Consider the following 21064-nt stretch of genomic DNA (forward strand, 5'->3'; position numbering starts at 1 on the left):
TCATATGAGTGCACCCGGCGTTGTCGATCACGCCAAGGGCGTCAAACGCGCTCGAAAATCGCCGCAATCCCCTGCCCACCCCCAATACACATCGTCACCAATGCATAACGGCCGCCCGTGCGGTGCAGTTCGTGAATGGCTTTTGTCGCAATAATTGCTCCGGTTGCGCCGACCGGATGGCCCAGGGAGATGCCCGAGCCGTTAGGGTTGACCTTGGCCGGGTCGAACTCAAGTGCCTGGCTGACGGCGCAAGCCTGAGCAGCAAAAGCGATGTTGGCTTCAATCACGTCCAGGTCGTTCACGGTCAAACCTGCGCGTTTAAGTGCCAAGCGCGTCGCCGGTACCGGCCCCAGCCCCATCAGTTGAGGCTCGACCCCGGCGTGGGCGTAGCTCACCAGCCGCGCCAGTGGTCGCAGGTTGCTGCTTTGAACCGCGCTGCCGGTGGCCATGGCCAACGCCGCAGCACCGTCGTTAAGGCCCGAAGCATTACCCGCGGTAACCGAACCGTCCCTCTTGAACGCCGGCTTCATCTGCGCGAGCTTTTCCAGCGACGTGACACGAGGGTGTTCGTCCACACTGAACATTTTGGTTTCATGGCGCTCTCGCACTTTGACAGCGGCAATTTGCTCGCTGAAGTAGCCATTGGCAATCGCAAAGGCCGCGCGCTTTTGATCTTCGTAAGCGAGGGCATCCTGCATGGCGCGAGTTATCCCGTATTGCTCGGCTACGTTTTCGGCGGTGATGCCCATGTGGATGCCGTGGAATGGGTCGTGCAGGATGCCGAGCGTGTAATCGACCACCTGGGCGTTACCCATGCGTGAGCCCCAACGAGCGGAGGGCATCAGGTACGGACCACGACTCATGGACTCGGCACCCGCACCGATGGCGAAGTCCGCGTCACCTGACCACAAGGTCTGGGCCGCGCTGATGATCGCTTGCAAGCCCGAGCCGCACAGGCGATTGACGTTGAAGGCCGGAGCCTCTTTCGCCATACCGGCATTCATCGCAGCCACCCGGGAAATATAAGCATCACTTGGTTCGGTCGGGATGACGTTGCCCATCACTAGGTGCCCGATTTGCGCCGGGTCTACGCCGCTACGGTCAATGGCAGCCTTGACAGCCGTGGTCGCCAGGTCAGCCAAGGGTACGTCCTTGAGCGAACCGCCAAAGGTGCCGATGGCGGTACGTGCGGCGCTGACTACGAAAACTTCTGGGGTGTTCATGACGGCTTTCCTCTGGGTGAGCTAGTGTCCGCTCGGCGATTAACGATGGCGTTCAACGCTGCTTGCGCTTCAGGGCTGTTCAAACGTTTGATGAACAACAGGTTTTCTTGGCGAATCGTGGCTTGCAGTTCTTCCATCAACGGCTGTTTAAGCAGTTGTCGAGTCTGGCGAAGCGCGTCCTGCGGCATGGCCAACAGGCGCAGGGCCATGTGTCGCGCAGCCGCGAGGCATGTTGCCCCGTCGTCAAACACTTCATTGGCCAAACCACAGGCGACCGCCGCTGCCCCCTCGAGGCTGTCGCCCCACAGCAGCAAACGTGCAGCGCGGGCATGACCGAGCAGCTTGGGCAGTAACAGGCTCGCGCCGAACTCCGGACACAAACCGAGGTTCACGAAGGGCATGCGCAGCTTGGCGTTTTGCGTGACGAACACTTGATCGCAATGCAGCAGCAGCGTGGTGCCAATACCGATGGCTGGCCCGCAAACCGCAGCAATCAATGGCTTTTTAAGGTGAATGACCACGTGCATCAGGTGAAACGCAGGGGCGGATAAATGCGTGGGCGGATACGCCAGAAAGTCCGACAGATCGTTACCACTCGTGAAACAAGAAGCACCCCCACTGAGGATAATCACCCCGGCGTCATCGTTGTCGTCCGCGGCCAGCAACAGGTTGGCCAACTGGGTGTACATGCGGTTGTTTAACGCGTTCAGTTTGTCGGGGCGGTCAAACGTGAGTGTCAATACGCCTTCGTCGAGGTGTTGTTTGATCAGCTCGGTCATGGTAAAGCCTGGGGCATGTGTATAGGCGGTACTCTAAGCGCCCGACCCGCGCTGGAGCTATGACAAAACCCGTCAATCCGGCTGCTGTTTTTTACCATGTCGCGCTCACGCCGCTGCCGCATCAGGTGCGTGGTGCAAGTGCGCGAATAAACCCGGACACACATTCAGGCGAAAAGGCTCGCCCAGTCGGGGGCAGATAACCAAGCGATGTCGTGTTTTTCCGCTGAACTCAACAGAATGGACACCGATGTTGGGCTATCGAACGGCGCAGGACGCACAGCGCGATATCAGCCACTTTTTGATGCCTCGCTTCAACGTAAGCGCTCCATAAACCCCTCCGACTCCAAGATTGGTAACGCGCCTATCTAGGCGACGGCGGGGAGCAGTTCCACGGCAACAAGGCTTCGTAATCATCAACTGATGAAGCCACCGGCAAGCGTTCCAGTGCGTGGCGCAGCCACGTATAGGGTTCTTGGCCGTTGGCTTTGGCAGTCTCGACCAGGCTGTAAAGTTGAGCACTGGCCGTTGCGCCTTTAGGCGTGACGCTAAACAGCCAGTTCTTTCTTCTGATCACGAAGGGGCGGATCGCGCTTTCAGAGGCGTTGTTGTCGAGTGGTAAATAGCCTTCCTCGACGTATCGCCCCAATTTACTCCAGTTGCTTGCGAGATAACTGATGGCTTTGCCAGGGCGTTTTGAGCGGTGACCTGTGGCTGCGCCCTTTCGATCCAGCTTTTCAACTGGGCAAGTATCGGCAAACTGTGTTCGTGACGACCAACTTTACGTTTAGCGTCACCGTAGCTCTTGAGGTCGCATTCGATGCTATTTCGACTTTTGCGTCAGGACGCATCATGAGGTGTTGGCTCCGGAAAGAAATCGGGAGCACAGAATCCGGGATTACGCGGCGTCGGTGAATGTGGGGTTCATGGAGCGCTTACAAATTTTCGGGATGTGTCATGACATTGACGCCGACACACGACTCAAGCTTACGGGCGAGTTAGACTTAAGTATCGGTCATCCGATAGGAATAATATTTTTCGTGGGGGTTGAGCAGTAAACGATCTTCTATGCACTCGACTTTGTACGGTACGCCATGCAAAGACACAGTTGAGCGAGCAGCAAGCAGGTAAGTAACACAATGACCACCATTACCAGAGGCTTTTCGCCCAATGTGGCTGAATAGCTCGCAAGAGCGCCTACACTCATCTGAAGAAAACCGTATATCCCTGATGATGATCCAGCGACCTTTGGGTTGACGCTCAGGGCTTCGGACATAGCCACTGGGGAAACTATTCCTGCGCCAAGTGTGAAGATCATCATCATTCCTACCAGTGTGTATTTGCTCAAACCTCCTAAGAGGGAATACACGCACAAGGCTATGACGGCTATAAAGCTGATACCAATTCCCCATTGCAACAAGCGCTTAGCCGTTACACGAAAAATCCACCGACTCACGAGTATATTTCCGATCCATGCCCCGAAAATGTTCAGTGCTAGAAAGAGAGCCATCTCACTTTCAGAGGTGTGTAGGTCACGGATAAATATAAATGGCGCTGCGACTATATAGGCATACAGGGGGGTGGTTGCCAAACTCCCACCGAGTGAAAACCCCCAAAACCGTGGTGACTTGAGAAGCGTCGCATAATTGAATATTACGGTTTGAGCCGACTGCCTCTGACTAATGCTGCTCTCGGGTAGCATACGCCAAATCAAAATGAGGCTGGAGATGCCGAATAATGAAAGGAATGCAAAGATTGAGCGCCATCCGTCAAGTTTTACTAGGGTCATACCAATCAACGGTGCAAGGCCGGGACCTATCATTACAATGAGACTCAGCAGGGCTAAGCGCTGTGTGGCTCTTGCCCCTTTGAAGTTATCAAGGATGATCGCTTTCCCCAGCACTAGTCCCGAGCAACCTCCTAAAGCTTGTACTAGTCGAGCTGCGATAAGCATCTGAATTGAACTCGCAATCCATGCACCGACACTGCCTAAGATAAACAGCATAACACCGCACTGCAGGACTTTTTTTCGACCAAAGCGGTCGGATACTGGGCCATAAAATAATTGGCCTAGAGCCAAACCAATGATGTAAGCGCTCAGAGTTAGTTGAACATGACCTGGACTCACTTGAAAATCATGTGCAGCAGCAGGTAAGGCGGGCACAAACATGTGCATCGCCACCGTGCCACTAAATGTGATGAGTGCAAGCAGCCACAACGGTGCTTGGTTGAGCGGATTTGACGGTGCAGGGCATTTAGCCTTGAATTTGCGGTCAGCCGTTTTGGTCATTCAGTGCTCCAGGCAGAAGGGGATGAAGGTAATTGAGACCGATCCCAACTTGTGGAGGAAGATCGTAATTTCAGGTTGTGCAGCGAAATTTTTATTCCGGCCGTTCGGGTAGCTCAAGTCTTCGAGATTCTTTTCCTCGCACATGGGGAGCAGGGCACTTCCGGGTACAGCAACTATCCGCCCGGACGGTTCACACGTTAACGATTCATGCATACATCCTTCATGCCTTAAATGCGTCAGCTAGATTGTACTTGCACATGCGCCCTGTCGTAGCTGGACACTTCGCCTATTTGCCGGCGTCATCGCCGCGCTCCGCAGCGGATGACGATGACGAGAATGGCCGCCATCGGGAGGTCGTTTTGGTCGAACCTTGGCGGTGGCATCACAGTAAAAAACTTCTGTCAGGAATTGATAATTTTAACTTTGCGCGGCCGCAGGCTCACTACATTGCGCGTCGTCCTGGCATACAACATGCCGCCGGCAGCGAATAGTGCGCCGAATATATACATCCCAGTCCCCATGCTGCCCGTATGAGTTTTCAACCATCCAATCGACGCTGAGCTGACAAGCCCACCGATGATGCCGATAGTTGCAATTGCAGCTGTCACCTTCGCCACGTCTGGGCCTGGCAGGCAAGCCGGTACGCTGGCCCAAAACAGCGGAATGAAACTGAACATTGCTCCCATAGCTACCGACAACATCACAAGTGAAAGCGCCAACGACGCAGAGGCGAGCGGTAGAAGAAACAGTGCTGTGGCGCCCACAAGTGCCAACGCAATGATACTTTCCCGCAAACGCTGCTTGCGGTCGGTATGTGCACCGATCGCAATCATTGCCACGATTGAGACTATGCTAGGGATCGCGGAGTAGAGACCGATTAAGGCGATGTCGGTCACACCGAGCGAGTGAATGATGGTCGGTGTCCAGAATTGGAGCACTGCGAGGGCGGCCACGAAGGAAAAATAAACGGCCATCAGCGCATATAAGCGAAGCTTACGGAGAATCTGTGCAAACGTCAGTCCCTCGCTGGCCGGTGACGCGGCTTCAAGCGACGCAGCGACCATGGCCTTTTCTTTGGTTGATAGCCAGCGAGCATGTTCAGGAGACTCATCGAGCAGTACAGGAACCAGTAGGGCGAGGAGGACGCATGGCAAGCCTTCGAGCGGAAACATCCACTGCCACCCGCTCAGCCCTCCTACATCATGCATATACTTAATGATGGCACCGGATAATGGATAAGCCAGCATTCCGGATATCACGATTCCCGACGAGAAAAGCGCAAACACCTTGGCGCGGCGCTGCAGCGGAAACCAGCACGACAAGTAGTAGACGACGATCGGAAAAAAACCCGCTTCGAACACGCCCAGCATGAAGCGCAGCACATAGAACTCGGTTGGGTTGCGGACAAACATCGTGAGAGACGAAATGCAACCCCAGCCAATTGTCAATAACATGATTGTCTTTACTGCACCGATTCGCGACATCAGGTAGCTGTTCGGCAATTCGAACAATGCGTATGCCAGGAAAAATAAGCCCGCTCCCAGCCCATAGATGGCATCGGTGAATCCCAGTTCTGCTTTTATCGGGATCTGCGCGATGCCGACGTTGACCCGATCAATGCATGCCATCAAGTAAATAATGAATAACAACGGAATCAGACGGCGAGAGATCTTTTTGAAGGTTATGTCATCATCAATGGACTGAGCGGTACTTCTGACACTCTCATGGGGAAACTCTGCTTGCGAACTCATAATTGCCTCCGACGGCTTTTGTTATTGTTTTCAGTGCGGCTATAAGATGTTTAGTTAGAAGCATGAAACCAGCATTGTGTACACTTTCAGGTGAAGTACTGGCGTGCGACGGCCCGGCGGCTCAAACACTATTCGAGCGCAGGTGCCGTCGTACAAGAACGTTTAGTCGTGTCGCTGTCCGCCCCGGTAAAGCTGGGCCATCGATAGATGCGCGCACAATTGGGTGTGGTGCAGGCGGAAAGACTCACCACGAGCTGTCATCATGTCGAGAGAAAATGGTGGCCAACATGCTCTTCGCTTTAACAGCTTCCACGAGCACATAACGCACCGTTTCCTTCGCGTACGACTGGAGCGACTCACGTAGATCTGCCCGTGCACTCGCGCGCCGATCCACGATTCGACGACACGACGCAACGTTCTTTGCCGACCATGCATCAATCTCCTCCCACTTTGTACTTACTTTCCCCCGGGTGGCGACGCTGCTCAAATTACTTCCACAAGTTCGGGCACCACGGTGAACAGATCGCCGACGATGCCATAATCGGCGACGCTGAAAATCGGTGCATCCGGGTCCTTGTTGATCGCGACGATGATTTTCGAGTCTTTCATACCGGCCAAGTGCTGGATCGCACCCGAGATTCCGATGGCCATGTAAAGTTGCGGCGCGACGATCTTGCCGGTCTGGCCGACCTGATAATCGTTTGGCACAAAGCCCGCATCGACAGCGGCGCGGGATGCGCCCAGTGCTGCATGTAGCTTGTCGGCCAACGGTTCAAGGATCTTCGTGTAGTTTTCACCATTGCCCAGACCCCGGCCCCCCGAGACTATTATCTTCGCCGATGTGAGTTCCGGGCGATCCAGCTTCGTTACTTCACGGCTCACGAACTGCGAGATGCCCGAGTCAACAGCAGCTTCGACCTTTTCTACTGACGCGCTTCCACCTTCGGACGCGACCGCGTCGAAGGCCGTCGAGCGCACCGTGATGACCTTGACCGGATCCTGCGATTGCACCGTCGCAATCACACTACCGGCGTAGATCGGACGCTCGAAAGTGTCGGCGGAAACTACTGATGTGATCTCGCTGATCTGTGCGACGTCGAGCTTCGCGGCGATGCGTGGCGCGATATTCTTGCCATAAGCGGTCGCGGCCGTAAGGATGTGTGAGTAGTCTTCTGCGATGCTCAGCACCGTCGTCTCGACGTTTTCCGCGAGGCCCGCTTCGAGCTGTGGGGCGTCGGCCAATAACACTTTCGACACGCCGACGATCCTTGTTGCGACATCCGCAGCGGCTTGCACGTTGTAACCCGCTACCAGTACGTGAATGTCACCGCCGATCTTCTGCGCCGCTGCAATTGTGCTCAGCGTCGCGACCTTGATCGACCCGTTGTCATGTTCTGCTATTACCAGATTTGTCATTTGATCCGTCTCCGCGTTCTACTTAAAGCACCTTGGCTTCAACCTTCAACATTTCGACCAGTGCCTTAACATCCGGCACCATCACCCCGGAGGAGCGCTTCGGCGGCTCGGAAAATTTCAGCGTCTTCAAGCGAGGCGTGACATCCACGGCGAGGTCTGCCGGCGTGATAACTTCCAGCGGCTTCTTCTTCGCCTTCATGATGTTCGGCATTGTGGCGTAGCGCGGTTCGTTCAGTCGCAGGTCTGTGGTGACCACGGCTGGTAACGTCAACACCAGTGTTTCGGCGCCGCCGTCTACTTCACGCGACACGGTTGCCTTACCGTCAGCAATAACGACCTTTGACGCAAATGTTGCCTGCGGCAGGTTTGCCAAGGCGGCGAGCATCTGGCCAGTCTGATTTGAATCGTCGTCGATGGCCTGTTTGCCAAGGATCACCAACTGGGGTTGTTCCTTATCGACCAACGCCTTCAACAGCTTGGCAACAGCCAGCGGCTGCAGATCCTCACTGGACTCGATCAGAATCGCGCGATCGGCGCCGATGGCAAGCGCGGTGCGGAGTGTTTCCTGCGATTGTGCCACGCCCGCTGACACGACGATAACCTCGGTCGCTACGCCCGCTTCGCGCAAACGCACTGCTTCCTCAACCGCGATTTCGTCGAACGGATTTATCGACATCTTCACATTCGCGTTGTCGATGCCCGAGCCGTCTGCCTTGACTCGGACCTTCACGTTGTAATCCACCACTCTCTTGACTGCCACGATGATTCGCATATTTAAGCTGTCCTCAACATTATTCAACGGCTCTTCAATGTGCGCCCCGATAGGCATAATAATGAGCACTTCAACCGCGTGATTCGATGGAGTTGTCATGAGCCAACCATTCGAAAATCTTTGCGATACTGTAAGGGGTTGAAGTCAAGGAGACCTCCGTCCACAACGTGGATTTTCCGCATGCGCTGTATCTGGTCGTGGGATTTATGCACAGTCTCGGAGTTGCGCCCCCCTGCTCGAGACACTCTAGCTAGACCTTCAGCAACTCCTTCGCAATCATGTTGCGTTGGATCTCGTTTGCACCTTCGAAGATCCGCATGACCCTCAACTCTCGGTACACGCGCTCAACCACCATGCCCTTGATATAGCCTGCGCCCCCGAAGATTTGCAGGGCCTTGTCCGCAATGCGATTGGCAACCTCCGTGCAGAACACCTTGGCAAAGGAGGACTTCAAGCGCACGTCCACACCGTTTTCCAGGCACCAAGCGGCTTCCAACAACAGCATCCGTGCCGCATGCTGCTCCATGGCCATATCCGCCAGCATGTGCTGTAGAACTTGATGGCTCGACAATGGCTGGCCAAAGGTCACGCGATCCTGTGAATATTGCAGGGCGTGTTCGTAGGCAATCTGGCTGCCCCCCAAGGCTTGGCAGCCGACATTTACGCGGGCTTCATTCAATCCCGAAACTGCGTAGTAAAAGCCGCGGTTCACTTCGCCGAGCAAGTTTTCCTCAGGGATTTCGCAGTTGTCGAACGTGAGCCCGTAAACGCCATTGGTCATGAAGCCCATGGTGCGAATGGGTTCGCTCATGCTGAACCCAGGAGTTTGCGGCTCTACGAGAAAGGCCGATACGCCGTCGCGCCCCTTGCTCTTATCGGTCTTGGCAAACACCAGGAACACATTGCCGCGCTCGGCATTCGAGATATATGTCTTTGAGCCGTTCAGCACCCATCGGTCGCCTTTCTTCACAGCAGTCGTCCTCATCGCTGCCACGTCCGATCCCGCGTCGGGCTCGGTGAGTGCGAAGCAGACCGTCGCGCCGGCCACGATCCTCGGCAACCACTCGTCTTTTTGCTTCGGGGTGCCGTGCAGAAGCAGCAATTGTGGGATGGGCCCCATGGCCTGACGAATTGACGGCCAGAACTGAGGAGGCATTCGAGCGAGCTCCATTTGAATCAACGCCGAACTGATCTTGTCGACATTTGAGCCACCGAATTCCTCAGGGATAGACAGCCCGTAGTACCCCAGCTGCCGGAGTGTCGCGTCCACCTCTTGCGGCACTACGTTGGTCATGTGAAATTGGGACTCATACTTAAGAAGGTCATCGACCACTTCCCGGGTGGACGCCTGCAAAGCGAGCGAGTCGTCCGAAATCTTAAAGTCCATGTTTAGTCCTATGCGTGTCTCGTGGATGGCTTTGGTGTGAACGCCAAGTAAAATGATGAGAAGGCGACTGGATCAGAGCCTGCGTACTTCAACCGCGTGATGCGAGGGAGTTGTCATGGGCCGGCCCATTTGAAAAATCGTCCCGATACCTTGCCCGATTAGACGCGTCCATCATCTCGCGGCCCCACGGGCATTCCATTAGGCGGTGCCCTTCAGCACTTGTCCGGCGGCAGATATCGTTCATGTGTGTCTCCTGTTATGTATCCCGACGCACGAGACTCTACGTTAGGGATTTGAGGCCAAGTAGGCCTATGTCCACATTGTGGGCATTTCGCATACGCTGTGTACTGCCGTTACCTTATGTAAGTTCTTGGAGTCGCGCCTGCAGCTACGGGGGCCGAAGAATGCCGGGAAGCATCCTGGATTTTTTAAGTGGTGGAGCTGATGCGATTTTGAACCGGGCTACTGAATTTCACTGGCCGTATGCGACCTCTGAAATCCAGCGCAAAGACATCGTTCGCTTAGAATTTGGGTGGATCAAAGAAGTCCGGCAACCAGGGTCAAAATCGTACGAGCGCCAACACACGGCTAAAGACATGTGATACCGCCCATTTACAAATTCCGAGCCCTATCTCAGCGTATGCCAGCCGACGCTTTAGCAAGAATATCTGTGTCGCTTAAGCCTTGATTGCATCCGGTATGGAGGAGTCTGATGCGATGAAGCAGTTCGGCTGCAATCACTCGGATGACATTTTCATCCTGCGTATCTGGCGGAAGTATCCTAAACGGCCCAGTTGAAGGAAAAATTGATGATGCTCTCGAAGGCTCAAAGGGAGCATGTAATCGAGCAGATGAACGACCTGATGCTACGACTGCCCCAGGATGCAGACTGAGTGGAGAAGTGCTGGTTCGCGGATGAAGATGTGCTTGATTCATACTGAATCGCCCCTAGTTTCGTAGACGGATCCAAGTCTTAAAAGGAGCTGCCCTTCGGCACCGTTACAGGATTAGTGAACGCTTAAGTGTCCGGCAGTCTTGCTACTCTAGGGCTACATGCTATGGACATATCAAAGTAGGATCGACAGCAAATGCCTTATCGCTATGGACATTTGAATAGAGAGCTAAGATACCGCGCAACATGGTGCGGAACCATGTCCATAGCTTGAAACCTTTCCTTTACGTAGATGAATGTTTTGCGGATTTGACCGGTATTGCCGACCCTGGCGAGATGGGGCGCCGGTTGCGTCCTCAGATTGTGCAACGCATAGGTATTCCGGTCGGGGTGGGTATTGCGCATACCAAAACCCTGGCCAAGTTGGCGAATCACACGGCCAAGCGGTTGCAGGCGCAAACCGGCGGGGTGGTTAACCTGTGCGGTGAGCATGAGCGGCACTGGGTGCTGCGCAATACGGCGGTGTCTGAAGTCTGGGGGGTTGGGCGGCGGATGACGCAGCATTTGCAAGGCATGGGCATTTTGAGCGCCATGGACCTGGCCAGGGCAGAGCCGTGGATGTTGCGCAAAAAATTCAGTGTGGTGATTGAGAAGACCGCCCGGGAGTTGGCCGGGACGTCGTGTCTGGAGTTGGATGAGCCCGATCCGCCGAAGCAGGAGATCTGTTGCAGTCGTATGTTTGGCAAGCGGCTGACCACCCTCGCACCCATTAAAGAAGCTGTTGCTACTTATATGATGCGTGCTTCGGAAAAGCTGCGGGCGCAGAAGTCTTATTGCCATAAGGTGCGGGTCAGCATTCGCACCGGCATGTTCAACCCCGACGAAGCCAAATATGCCAAGGGGGTGGTGGTGACGTTGCCGTACCCGACCGATGACGTGCGGCTACTGACCAAGGTGGCGGTTGAGGCGGTGGAGCAGGTGTTTCAGCCGGGCTTTAGATACAGCAAAGCTGAAGTGATGTTGCTGGATCTGCGTCAGCCGGGCGAGTTCACCGATGATTTATTTGCCATCAACCAGCCCGCTGAAGCGTCGCGGGTGATGGCCGTGCTGGATCAGATTAACGGGCGTTGGGGCCGCGGCACGTTGCGTGCGGCCAGCGTGCCGGCGCATCCTGAGTGGGGCATGCGCCGGGAGTTGATGAGCCAGGGCTATACCACCCGCCTGGACCAGTTGTGGCGGGTGGGCGGATAGTGCCTGCGAACCGGGTATAGCTGAATGATGGCGGGAGCCGATTGACCACGACGTGGTCGCCGGTCGTAGCCTTCGGCAGCGACTACGGTTGAGGTCGGCCCGGAACATTAGGTAAAAATCAGCAATGGCCGCAGGAGGCTTCGGTATAAGCCCCCCCAATCGATGGATACCCCATTGTCGATGAGTTGAGAACGCTGCGCCTTACCGCGCACAGAGGCTGTGTCTAACGGCTGAGACGGCAAACAGCCGACGCGTGGTGAAATCTCTATAAGGGTGCTTTACTCCATCCACGAATGTACCCATTCGCCCGTTATAGGGATTCAAAACCATGGACAGCTCGCCTGTAGAGAGTCCCCCCACAGAACCGCGATCGCAAGCTGAAACGATTGTTGGGTTTCGTCGACAGAAGACCTTGCTTAAAACGGGTGCAGTGCCAGACGCCATTTTTCATAGCGCTTGCTTTTCCAGCATCGCGACCGATGAGAGAGGGGGGATTCAAGTCTTCAGCGTCCACGCTGAACGCATCTTCGGCGATCACGCCAGGTTTTGAAGCGCTGTGTGCAAGGGCTCCCGGGTGATCGATGCGTTGCTGGTCCATTCATAATTCAATAGCCGCTTGATGTGAGGGCTTTTCATGTCTACCACGCCCGCCACACTGTTAATTGTCGACGACGATGTCAGTGTCCGAAAACTGCTGGAAGTTTTGTTACAGAGCCAGGGTTATCTGACAGTGACCGCAAATTCAGGCGAGGCCGCTCTGGAAATGGTCGCCAAACAACCGCCAGATTTGATCCTGCTTGACGTCATGATGCCGGGCATGGACGGCTATCAGGTCGCACGTCAACTCAAAGCGAGTCTTTCGACCGCCAACATCCCGATCATCATGCTATCGCCACAGGGTGAACAAAGCGCGCGGATCCTGGGGCTTGAAGCGGGCGCCGAAGACTTCCTCAGCAAGCCAGTGGTCAGTGCCGAGTTGTGGCTGCGGGTGCGCAACCTGCTGCGGCTCAAGGCCTTTGGTGATTATCAGATCGTCCATACCTTGATGCTCGAACAGCAGTTGCAAAAGCGCAATATCGACTTCGAAAGGTTTCGTTCCGCCATGGGCTCTGATGAGCGCCTGATGAAAATGGCCAACTACGACCCATTGACCGGCTTGCCCAATCGCAACCTGTTCTACACCACCTTACAAATGGGCCTGACCCAGGCTGCGCTCAGAGGTTGGCAACTGGCCGTGTGCACGGTTGACCTCAACGACTTCAAGAGCATCAACGACAACTGGGGGCATCTGATGGGCGATCAGGTGCTGGCTGAGTTCAGCCAGCGCCTGTCCAATTGCCTCAATGTCAGCGACACCTTGGGGCGCATGGATGGTAATGAGCTGGCCTTGATCCTGATGATCCGCAAGGGCCAGTCGGGGCCCCGGCAAATGGTTGAGCGCATCCGTGAAGTACTGCGTGAACCGTTCAGGGTTCAGGACCATGAAGTGACGATGAGCGCCAGCATCGGCATTGCCCTTTACCCCGATGATGGTGCCGATGCGCATCACCTGATCAAACAGGCCAATACCGCGATGAACCGCGCCAAACAAGCGGGCAGAGACACTTACCGGTTTTACACTGCGCAAATGAACGTCGAAGTCCAGGCGCGTCAAGAACTGGAAATTGCCTTGCGCGAGGCGGTTAAAAAGGAGGCATTCGAACTCTACTACCAGCCCAAGATAGGCCTGGGCGATGGCAAAATCTGCGGGGTTGAAGCCTTGTTGCGCTGGCACCGGCCGGGCTTGCCCGCCGTGTCTCCAGCGATCTTTGTGCCGATCCTTGAGGGGTTGGGCCTTATATCCCGTGTGGGGCAGTGGGTCACTGCCCGCGTGTGCAAGCAAATTGCGCATTGGCGGCAAGCAGGCTTGGAGCCGGTGCAGGTTGCGATCAATGTATCGGCGCACCAGATAGCCGAAGGTGACCTGGTGTATGACATCCAGCGCTCGCTCAATGAGTATCAAGTCGAGCCGCAATGGCTTGAGCTTGAACTGACTGAAAGCACATTGATGGTCAACACGCCCGACACCATCGCCCGCTTGCTGGCGTTACGCGACCTCGGTCTTAAGATCTCCATCGACGACTTCGGTACGGGTTATTCGAGCCTTGCGTACCTAAGCCGGTTTCCGATTGATAAATTGAAAATCGACATCGCATTCATACGTGAAGTAACCCAGAACCCTCAAGACGCGGCTATCGCCCGGACCATCATCGAATTGGCCCACAGCCTCAACTTGCAGGTCATTGCAGAAGGCGTAGAAACCAGCGAACAGTTGGCCTTTTTGACCGACAACGGCTGTGACCAGGTTCAGGGCTACCTTTTTTGCCGGCCTTTACCGACCCATGAACTGGAAGGATTGTTGCGCGAGCCAAGGTGTTTTACCTGAGGAACCCTGCCGTTCCCAGCCTCGACATCCACAGCTCGCTCTTACACAGACCCTGTTGCGCATTAAAGACTTAGGCCGCTCCCGCAAACTCCTGCATGGCATCCACCACGGCTTCGTGGAAGTACGCCTTGGACGGACGATCAAACAGGATGTGAACACTCGGGTGCCCGGCGCTGCCCGAGTTGATGACGATGACGTTGATCCGCGCTGCCGAGGTTTGGGCCACGGCGCCGATTCCAAAGGCTTCGGCGCTGAGGTCGACCCCGCACAGTTTGGCCATGACCTGGCTCAGGCGCTCGCCACTGAGCTCAAAACAAGCGTGGCTGTCCTGGCGTGGCAGCAGGTAGTTGGCCTGATGGTCCATTTCCCAGCGCGCTTCTTCGTCGGCGATGCGTTCGCCCAGGTCGTTGCCGCCGAGCAGCAGGTATTCGGTTTGCGACAGCCGCGCCACGAGGCTGCCGTCGCGTTGGATGACCGCGCGGTTGGGGCTGTCGGGCAGAACGAAGTCGCGCCCGCGCAGGTAGTCGGCGCTGTCGGCTCCGCGAAAACCGACCCGGGGCAGGTCGGTCAGGTCGGTCAGGTTGCAACCGCTCAAAGGCACTTGTCTCAGGCTGGTCATGGGTCAAAGCTCCTGGCGCTGGTTTTCGGGGTCAAAGAAGGGGAGGGATACCACGTCGGCGTGCACGGTCACGCCGCCTTCAACGCGGATTGGAAGGCGCTGCCCCGGCGTGCTCTGGTCGATGCTGGCGTACACCAGGCCGATGATTTTGCCAAGGCTGGTGGAGTATTCGCACGAGGTAACGTTGCCGCTGATGTCCGCTCCGTTGAGCACCAGATGCCCCTCAAGGGGTTGCGCGCTGCCTTTGGGCAGGCTGAAACCCACCAGTTTGCGTTTGAGCGGCTGGGCGTCGAGGATGTCGACCGAGCGCCGACCGACGAAGAACGGTTTGTTGCGACTGACTGCCCAACCCATATCGATTTCGGCCGGGTGGGTCATGCCGTCGGTGTCCTGGCTGATGATCACGTGGCCTTTTTCCAGGCGCAGCAAACGCTGGGTTTCGACACCGAACGGGCGGATGTCGAAGGCTTTGCCGGCTTCGATCAAAGCATCCCACAGGGCCACGCCGTGACGGGCCGGGACATGGATTTCATAGCCCAGTTCGCCGACAAAGCCGACCCGCAGCAAGCGCGCCTTGATCCCGGCGACGGTGCCTTGGCGTACGCCCAGGTACGGAAATGCGCTGGCGCTTAAGTCCAGGTCGGTGCACAGCGGTTCCAGCACCTTGCGGGCGTCGGGTCCGGCCACGTTAACCGCGCAAATCGCGGCGGTGACGTTCGTGATGTCGACGTCCAGACGCCATTGCGCGTTCCACTTGAGCATGTGCTGGTAGATGCGGTCCACGCCGCTGGTAGTGGCGGTAACGTAGAAGTGCTGCTCGGCAAAGCGTGCGCACACGCCGTCATCAATGACCACCCCGTGTTCGTTGGTCATCAAGGCATAGCGCGAGCGGCCGACCGGCTGCTTGAGAAAGGCGAAGGTGTACATCCGGTTCAGCAGTTCTGCCGCATCCGGGCCGCGTACATCGAGGCCGCCCAAGGTCGATACGTCGATGATGCCAACCTTGTTGCGCACGTGCACGGCTTCGGCCTGCATGCACTGCTCGCGGTCTTTGGCCGAGCCGTAGTAGGCCGGGCGTTGCCAGATGCCGGCGGGCATCATTTTGGCCCCGGCTTGCAGGTGACGGGCGTGCATGGGAGTTTGTCGATACGGGTCAAAGGCGCGCCCGGCAACATGTGCCAGTTTTTCCGCGACAAACGGCGGTCGCGCCGTAGTGACCCCGGTTTCACTGATAGCGCGCTGGGTGGCCCACGCCACCAGCCGGGCTGTGGGCAGCGCCGAGTGGCGGCCCTGTGACGGGCCCATGCCCACGGTCGAGTAACGCTTGACCAGTTGCACGTCGCGGTAGCCGATGCGGGTGGCGTTGACGATGTCGGCCACTTGCAGGTCTTCGTCGAAATCCACGAAGTCCTTGCCCTTGGGGTGCGGAAAAATCGGCCAGTTGAAGTTGACTGTCGTTTCGGCGTTGAGGCGCGTCGGTTGCACCTCGACCTCCAAGCCAAGGGCTCGCGCCGCAGCGGCCCCGGCATTGGCGCCATCGGCCAGTACGTTATCGAGTTGATGACGACCGTTGACCGAACCTGCGACGTGCAGGCTGTGCGGCAGGCCGCTGAGGGTGAATTCGGCGCGTTTATCGTCGTACGCCAGTTTGCCGCCCGCCTGGCACAACAACTGGTAGACCGGCATATAGCCTGCGGACATGCACAACACGTCACAGTCCAAACGTTTGCCGGTGTCGGCAACGCGACCTTGGGCGAGGATGGTGCGCACCTCAACCCCGGTGACATGGCGCATGCCTTTTTCGTGCAGGGCTTCGTATACGGTGCTGTTGTTCAGGCATTTGATCTGGCGTTGCATCACGGCTTCGCGCAGCGCCAGCTTACCCGGCGCGGCACGCAGGTCGATCAGTGCCGCGACGTGCACCCCCTGGTCATGCAAATCGAGGGCGGCCAGGTAACCGTCGTCATTACCGGTCAGCACCACCGCACGTTTGCCGGGTTTGACCGCGTACAGCTTCATCAAGCGTTGCGCGGCGCTGGTCAGCATCACGCCCGGCAGGTCGTTGTTGCGAAAGATCACCGGCTGGTCGAAAGACCCGCTGCACACCAGGCACTGACGGGCGCGTACTTTGTATAGACGCTTACCCTGAATCACCGGCAGGTAGTTGTCGGTGAACCAGGCATTGCAGGTGGCGCTGGTCAGCACCTCAATGTTGGCGTGCTGCTCGACCGCCGTCACCAAGGCATGGCGCATGGCGTCGGCTTGAATGCCTGCGACGTCGAATCGGGCATAGGTCAGCGAGCCTCCGAGCACCGGCTGTTGCTCGATCAGCAGCACTTTTGCCCCGGCATTGGCGGCGGTCAGGGCCGCTTGCAAACCGGCAGGCCCGGCGCCGATCACCGCCAGATCGGTGAACAGATACGCCTTGTCGTAATACTCGGGCTTGAAGCTCAGGTCGAGCACACCGAGGCCGGCCTTTTTGCGAATCAGCGGCTCCCAGATCTTCCACATGCCCTTGGGCTTGTAGAACGAGCGGTAGTAAAAACCCACCGGCATGAACTTCGAAAATTTGCCCAGATAGGCATCGCGGTCGTTGTCCAGTGAACCGCTGACGTTTTGCGCGCTGACCTGCAAACCCGAGGTCAAAGGCTGCGCATCGGCCAGCACGTTGGGCTCTTGCGGCAGTTGCACCAGGCTGTTGGCATCTTGCCCGGCCATGGTCAGCGGGCCGCGTGGGCGATGGTATTTGAACGAGCGAGAGATCAGGAAGCGACCATTGGCCAACAGTGCGCTAGCGATGCTGTCGCCTTGCAAGCCTTGATAGCGCTCGCCGTCGAAGCTGAAATCCAGCGGCTGATTGCGGTCGATCAGCAGACCCATTGGGGCGGGGAGGCGGTTCATCCTGCAATCTCCTTGGCGGCTGTGCTGAATTCGACACGGCGGGTAAACAGTTCTTTGGGGTCGAAGGTGCGCAGCACTTCATCGCTGACGGTGTGCCGCTCGACCACAAACCAGTAGCTGGACGGGGTGTGCATCCACCATTCGCGCACCACCCCGGCGAGGTTTTCGCTGTTGAACACGTAATCGGCCCATTCACTGTCGCTGCAGGTGGCGGGGTCGGGCATGACCTTGAACTCGCCGCCGTAGGTGAACTCGCTGATATTGCGCGGCCCGTTGAGCGGGCAAATCATGATTTTCATTGCGTACTCCGGGTCAGTGGCTGGCCGCTGTGGCGCCCATTTCGTTGACTTGCTGGAAGGTTGAAAAGCGCTCCAGGGCGAACGGTTTGATCAAGTCGGGCACTTTGCCGCCGCTGGCAACCAGTTCGGCCATGGTTTTGCCGCAGATCGGCGTGGCTTTGAAACCCCATGTGCCCCAGCCCGCATCGAGGTAGTAATTCTTCACCGGCGACAGGCCCATGATCGGGCTGTAGTCGGGGGTCATGTCGGTGATCCCGGCCCATTGGCGCATCAGTTTGGCGTTGGCCAGAAATGGGAACATTTCGATGGCGTGGGCCAGCAGGCTTTCTTTCAAGTCCAGGGTGGAGCGGGTGTTGTACAGCGGATAAGGGTCGGAGCCGCCACCAAACACCACCTCGCCACGGCTGGTCTGTTGCACATAGCAGTGCAGTGCCGACGAGCTCACCAGCGGGTCAAGGAACGGCTTGAACGGTTGCGTCACCATCGCTTGCAACGGGAAGGTCTGAATCGGCGAACGGATTCCGGCCTTGGCCATTAGCAGCGAACTGTGGCCGGCAATCGCTTGCACCACGCAGCCGCATTGAAGGGTCCCGCGATTGGTTTTCACGGCCGTGATCGCGCCGTTCTCTATCACCAGGTCCTGGACCTCGGTGAGCTGATGAATTTCCACCCCGCGCTTGGCGGCCTGCTTGGCATAGCCCCAGGCCACGGCGTCATGGCGTGCAGTGGCACCGTCGATGTGCCAGAGACCGGCGAGCACCGGCAAATGGCCAGGGTCGAGATTGAGGCTGGGTACCAGTTCGCGGATCTGCTGACGGTCGATCATTTCGCTACGACCGCCGAAGTGCTTGTTGACCTCGGCCCGTTGGCGGAACGAGCGCACGGTGGCATCGGTGTGGGCCAGGGTCAGTTGGCCGCGCTGCGAATACATGATGTTGAAATCGAATTCGTTGGACAGCGACTCGAACATTCGCACCGATTCGGCGTAGAACTTCACGCCTTCGCTGGTCAGGTAATTGGAGCGGATCACGGCCGTATTGCGCGCCGTATTGCCGCCCCCCAGATAAGACTTTTCCAGTACCGCGACATTGGTGATGCCGTGGTACTTGGCCAGGTAGTAAGCGGTGGCCAGCCCATGGCCGCCCGCACCGATGATCACCACGTCATAGCGTGCCTTGAGTTCCTTGGGCGACGGTAGATCGACCTCCAGCGGGTACTCCGAACTCAGCCCGTATTTCAATAGGTTGAATGGCATACGGCCTCCGACAGGCTGCGTTGCGCCTGGTGTTGGTTAAGGGCGGCGGTCACGGTGTTTTTCATCAGAAAAGCGATGGTCATCGGCCCTACACCACCGGGCACCGGGGTGATGGCGGCGACTCGGGTCAGGGCGCTGTCAAAGTCGACGTCACCCACAAGGCGGCTGGCGCCGTTGTCATCCATGCGGTTGATGCCGACGTCGATCACCACGGCGCCGGGCTTGAGCCAGCTGGCGTCGATCATGCGCGGGCGGCCCACGGCGGCGATCACAATGTCGGCCTGACGGCACAGCGCTTGCGGGTCGGGGGTGCGTGAATGGAGCACGGTCACCGAACAGTCGGCTTGCAGCAGCAGCGCGGCCATGGGCTTGCCGACGATGTTCGAACGGCCGATGACCACCGCATGCTTGCCGCGCAAATCGCCGCAGGTTTGCTTGAGCAAATACAGGCAGCCGCTGGGCGTGCAGGGCGCCAGCACGGCACGGCCTTGACTCAGGCCGCCGACGTTTTCGCTGTGAAACCCATCGACATCCTTGTCCGGGCTGATGGCTTGCAGCGCGCGCAGTTCATCGATGTGCGCCGGTAACGGCAGTTGCAACAACACGCCATGCACGGCGCAATCCGCGTTCAGGCGGGCGATCAGATCCAGCAGGTGGGCGGTGCTGGTGTCGCTCGGCAGATGGTGCTCCAGCGAGCGGATGCCGACCTCCTCGGCGCGCAGCACCTTGTTGCGCACATACACCTGGCTGGCCGGGTCGCTGCCCACCAGAATCACCGCCAGGGCGGGCTGCACATCGTGCTCATGCAGCCTGGCCACGGCCTCGCGCACGTGCAGCAGCACCTGCGCGGCGGCGGCTTTGCCGTCAATCAGAAGGGGCGTGTTCACCGGAAAATCACCGTTCTGTCCTGGTTGAGAAACACCCGGTGTTCCAGGTGGTACTTGACCGCCTTGGACAGGGCCACGGTTTCGGTGTCGCGTCCAATGGCCACCAGGTCATCTGGCAAGTGGGCGTGATCGACGCGTTGCACTTGCTGTTCGATGATCGGACCCTCGTCGAGATCGCTGGTGACGTAATGCGCGGTGGCGCCAATCAGTTTCACCCCACGCTGATAGGCCTGGTGATAAGGCTTGGCGCCCTTGAAACCGGGCAAGAACGAATGGTGAATATTGATCGCCCGACCTGACAGCTGCTGGCACAAGTCGTCGGAGAGGATTTGCATGTAACGCGCCAACACCACCAACTCAGTGCCGGTGTCGTTGACGATATTCATCAACTCGGCTTCCTGGCGGGCTTTGCTGTCTTGGGTGACGGGCAGGTAAATGAAGCGAATGCCTTCGCGTTCGGCCATGGGACGCAGGTCGAGGTGGTTGGAGACGATGGCGGTGATGGTCATGTCGATCTCGCCCTTGTGATAGCGATACAGCAAGTCGCTCAGGCAGTGGTCGTACTTGCTCACCATCAGCAGCACCCGCATGGGCTGGCGGGTGTCGTGCAGCTCCCAGGTCATGTCGAAAGCAGCGGCTACGTCACTGAAACCGACTTTGATCTGCTGAATGTCACCGGGCTGATCATCGTTGAAGCGAAACACAGCGCGCATGAAAAAACGGCCGCTGAAGTCGTCGTCGAATTGCGCCATCTCCCCGATGTAGCAACCGTTGTCCGCCAGATAAGTGGTCACGGCCGCGACGATGCCAGACACTGCCGGACACGTGATTTTGATAATGAAATGGTTTTTCTCGTGTTGCATGACACGTCCTCGGGAGGGTAGTGGCAGCTCATCGCAGGGCGAAAAAAGACATCCGGA

The 21064-nt window shown here is 57.4% G+C and carries 14 protein-coding genes and 4 pseudogenes; 4 read left to right on the plus strand and 14 right to left on the minus strand.

From position 1 onward, the window contains the following. Positions 1 to 41: 41 nt before the first annotated feature. Both ACIQYF_RS13250 and ACIQYF_RS13255 read right to left on the minus strand, forming a co-directional pair. Positions 42 to 1223: an acetyl-CoA C-acyltransferase family protein gene (locus ACIQYF_RS13250; protein ID WP_402862077.1), complete on the minus strand. Its 1182-nt coding sequence runs from the start codon at positions 1221 to 1223 to the stop codon at positions 42 to 44. Beyond that, positions 1220 to 2002, minus strand: coding sequence for an enoyl-CoA hydratase-related protein (locus ACIQYF_RS13255; protein WP_402862080.1), 783 nt, complete (start codon positions 2000 to 2002; stop codon positions 1220 to 1222). Before ACIQYF_RS13255 ends, ACIQYF_RS13250 begins: the two co-directional genes overlap by 4 nt. A 211-nt stretch (positions 2003 to 2213) precedes the next feature. On the opposite strand from ACIQYF_RS13255, the pseudogene ACIQYF_RS13260 reads away from it, so the two are divergent. Beyond that, positions 2214 to 2330, plus strand: a pseudogene (locus ACIQYF_RS13260) (IS3 family transposase); the annotation flags it as partial. Between the two features lie 33 nt (positions 2331 to 2363). On the opposite strand, the pseudogene ACIQYF_RS13265 reads toward ACIQYF_RS13260, so the two are convergent. The 6 genes and pseudogenes from ACIQYF_RS13265 to ACIQYF_RS13290 form a co-directional block, all read right to left on the minus strand. Further along, a pseudogene (locus ACIQYF_RS13265) lies at positions 2364 to 2821 on the minus strand (transposase); the annotation flags it as partial. Between the two features lie 244 nt (positions 2822 to 3065). Continuing rightward, complete coding sequence (locus tag ACIQYF_RS13270) at positions 3066 to 4289, minus strand: multidrug effflux MFS transporter (RefSeq protein WP_402862083.1); 1224 nt, start codon at positions 4287 to 4289, stop codon at positions 3066 to 3068. A 401-nt stretch (positions 4290 to 4690) separates the two neighbouring features. Continuing rightward, complete coding sequence (locus ACIQYF_RS13275) at positions 4691 to 6040, minus strand: MFS transporter (protein ID WP_402862086.1); 1350 nt, start codon at positions 6038 to 6040, stop codon at positions 4691 to 4693. 483 nt (positions 6041 to 6523) lie between these two features. Beyond that, on the minus strand, positions 6524 to 7456 hold the full coding sequence (locus ACIQYF_RS13280) for an electron transfer flavoprotein subunit alpha/FixB family protein (RefSeq protein ID WP_402862089.1): 933 nt from the start codon (positions 7454 to 7456) through the stop codon (positions 6524 to 6526). A gap of 22 nt (positions 7457 to 7478) precedes the next feature. Next, on the minus strand, positions 7479 to 8228 hold the full coding sequence (locus ACIQYF_RS13285) for an electron transfer flavoprotein subunit beta/FixA family protein (RefSeq protein WP_402862581.1): 750 nt from the start codon (positions 8226 to 8228) through the stop codon (positions 7479 to 7481). A gap of 250 nt (positions 8229 to 8478) precedes the next feature. Continuing rightward, positions 8479 to 9615 (minus strand): acyl-CoA dehydrogenase family protein, encoded by a 1137-nt coding sequence (locus tag ACIQYF_RS13290; RefSeq protein ID WP_402862092.1) that lies wholly within the window; start codon positions 9613 to 9615, stop codon positions 8479 to 8481. Between the two features lie 1180 nt (positions 9616 to 10795). Between ACIQYF_RS13290 and ACIQYF_RS13295 the strand changes: the two are divergent. The 3 genes and pseudogenes from ACIQYF_RS13295 to ACIQYF_RS13305 form a co-directional block, all read left to right on the plus strand. Continuing rightward, positions 10796 to 11758, plus strand: a pseudogene (locus tag ACIQYF_RS13295) (DUF4113 domain-containing protein); the annotation flags it as partial. A 328-nt stretch (positions 11759 to 12086) separates the two neighbouring features. Continuing rightward, positions 12087 to 12299, plus strand: a pseudogene (locus ACIQYF_RS13300) (PAS domain-containing sensor histidine kinase); the annotation flags it as partial. A gap of 93 nt (positions 12300 to 12392) precedes the next feature. Beyond that, entirely contained in the window at positions 12393 to 14183 is a 1791-nt protein-coding gene (locus ACIQYF_RS13305; RefSeq protein WP_402862095.1) for a putative bifunctional diguanylate cyclase/phosphodiesterase, read from the plus strand. Between the two features lie 70 nt (positions 14184 to 14253). Here the strand turns inward: ACIQYF_RS13305 and ACIQYF_RS13310 are convergent, their stop codons facing one another. The 6 genes from ACIQYF_RS13310 to purU are packed head-to-tail and all read right to left on the minus strand — an operon-like array spanning position 14254 to position 21007. Beyond that, positions 14254 to 14802: a sarcosine oxidase gene (locus tag ACIQYF_RS13310; protein ID WP_402862098.1), complete on the minus strand. Its 549-nt coding sequence runs from the start codon at positions 14800 to 14802 to the stop codon at positions 14254 to 14256. Positions 14803 to 14805: 3 nt separating this feature from the next. Further along, entirely contained in the window at positions 14806 to 17703 is a 2898-nt protein-coding gene (locus ACIQYF_RS13315; RefSeq protein ID WP_402862101.1) for a 2Fe-2S iron-sulfur cluster-binding protein, read from the minus strand. Continuing rightward, positions 17700 to 18002, minus strand: coding sequence for a sarcosine oxidase subunit delta (locus ACIQYF_RS13320; RefSeq protein ID WP_402862104.1), 303 nt, complete (start codon positions 18000 to 18002; stop codon positions 17700 to 17702). Before ACIQYF_RS13320 ends, ACIQYF_RS13315 begins: the two co-directional genes overlap by 4 nt. Positions 18003 to 18015: 13 nt before the next feature. Continuing rightward, positions 18016 to 19257: an FAD-dependent oxidoreductase gene (locus ACIQYF_RS13325; protein WP_402862107.1), complete on the minus strand. Its 1242-nt coding sequence runs from the start codon at positions 19255 to 19257 to the stop codon at positions 18016 to 18018. Then, a complete protein-coding gene (folD, locus tag ACIQYF_RS13330; protein WP_402862110.1) occupies positions 19239 to 20144 on the minus strand; it encodes a bifunctional methylenetetrahydrofolate dehydrogenase/methenyltetrahydrofolate cyclohydrolase FolD in 906 nt (301 codons plus the stop codon). The genes ACIQYF_RS13325 and folD overlap by 19 nt, the downstream gene beginning before the upstream one ends. Continuing rightward, positions 20141 to 21007: a formyltetrahydrofolate deformylase gene (gene purU / locus ACIQYF_RS13335; protein ID WP_402862113.1), complete on the minus strand. Its 867-nt coding sequence runs from the start codon at positions 21005 to 21007 to the stop codon at positions 20141 to 20143. Before purU ends, folD begins: the two co-directional genes overlap by 4 nt. Positions 21008 to 21064: the final 57 nt, after the last annotated feature.

The organism is Pseudomonas sp. NPDC096917 (assembly GCF_044762555.1).
Lineage (GTDB): Bacteria > Pseudomonadota > Gammaproteobacteria > Pseudomonadales > Pseudomonadaceae > Aquipseudomonas.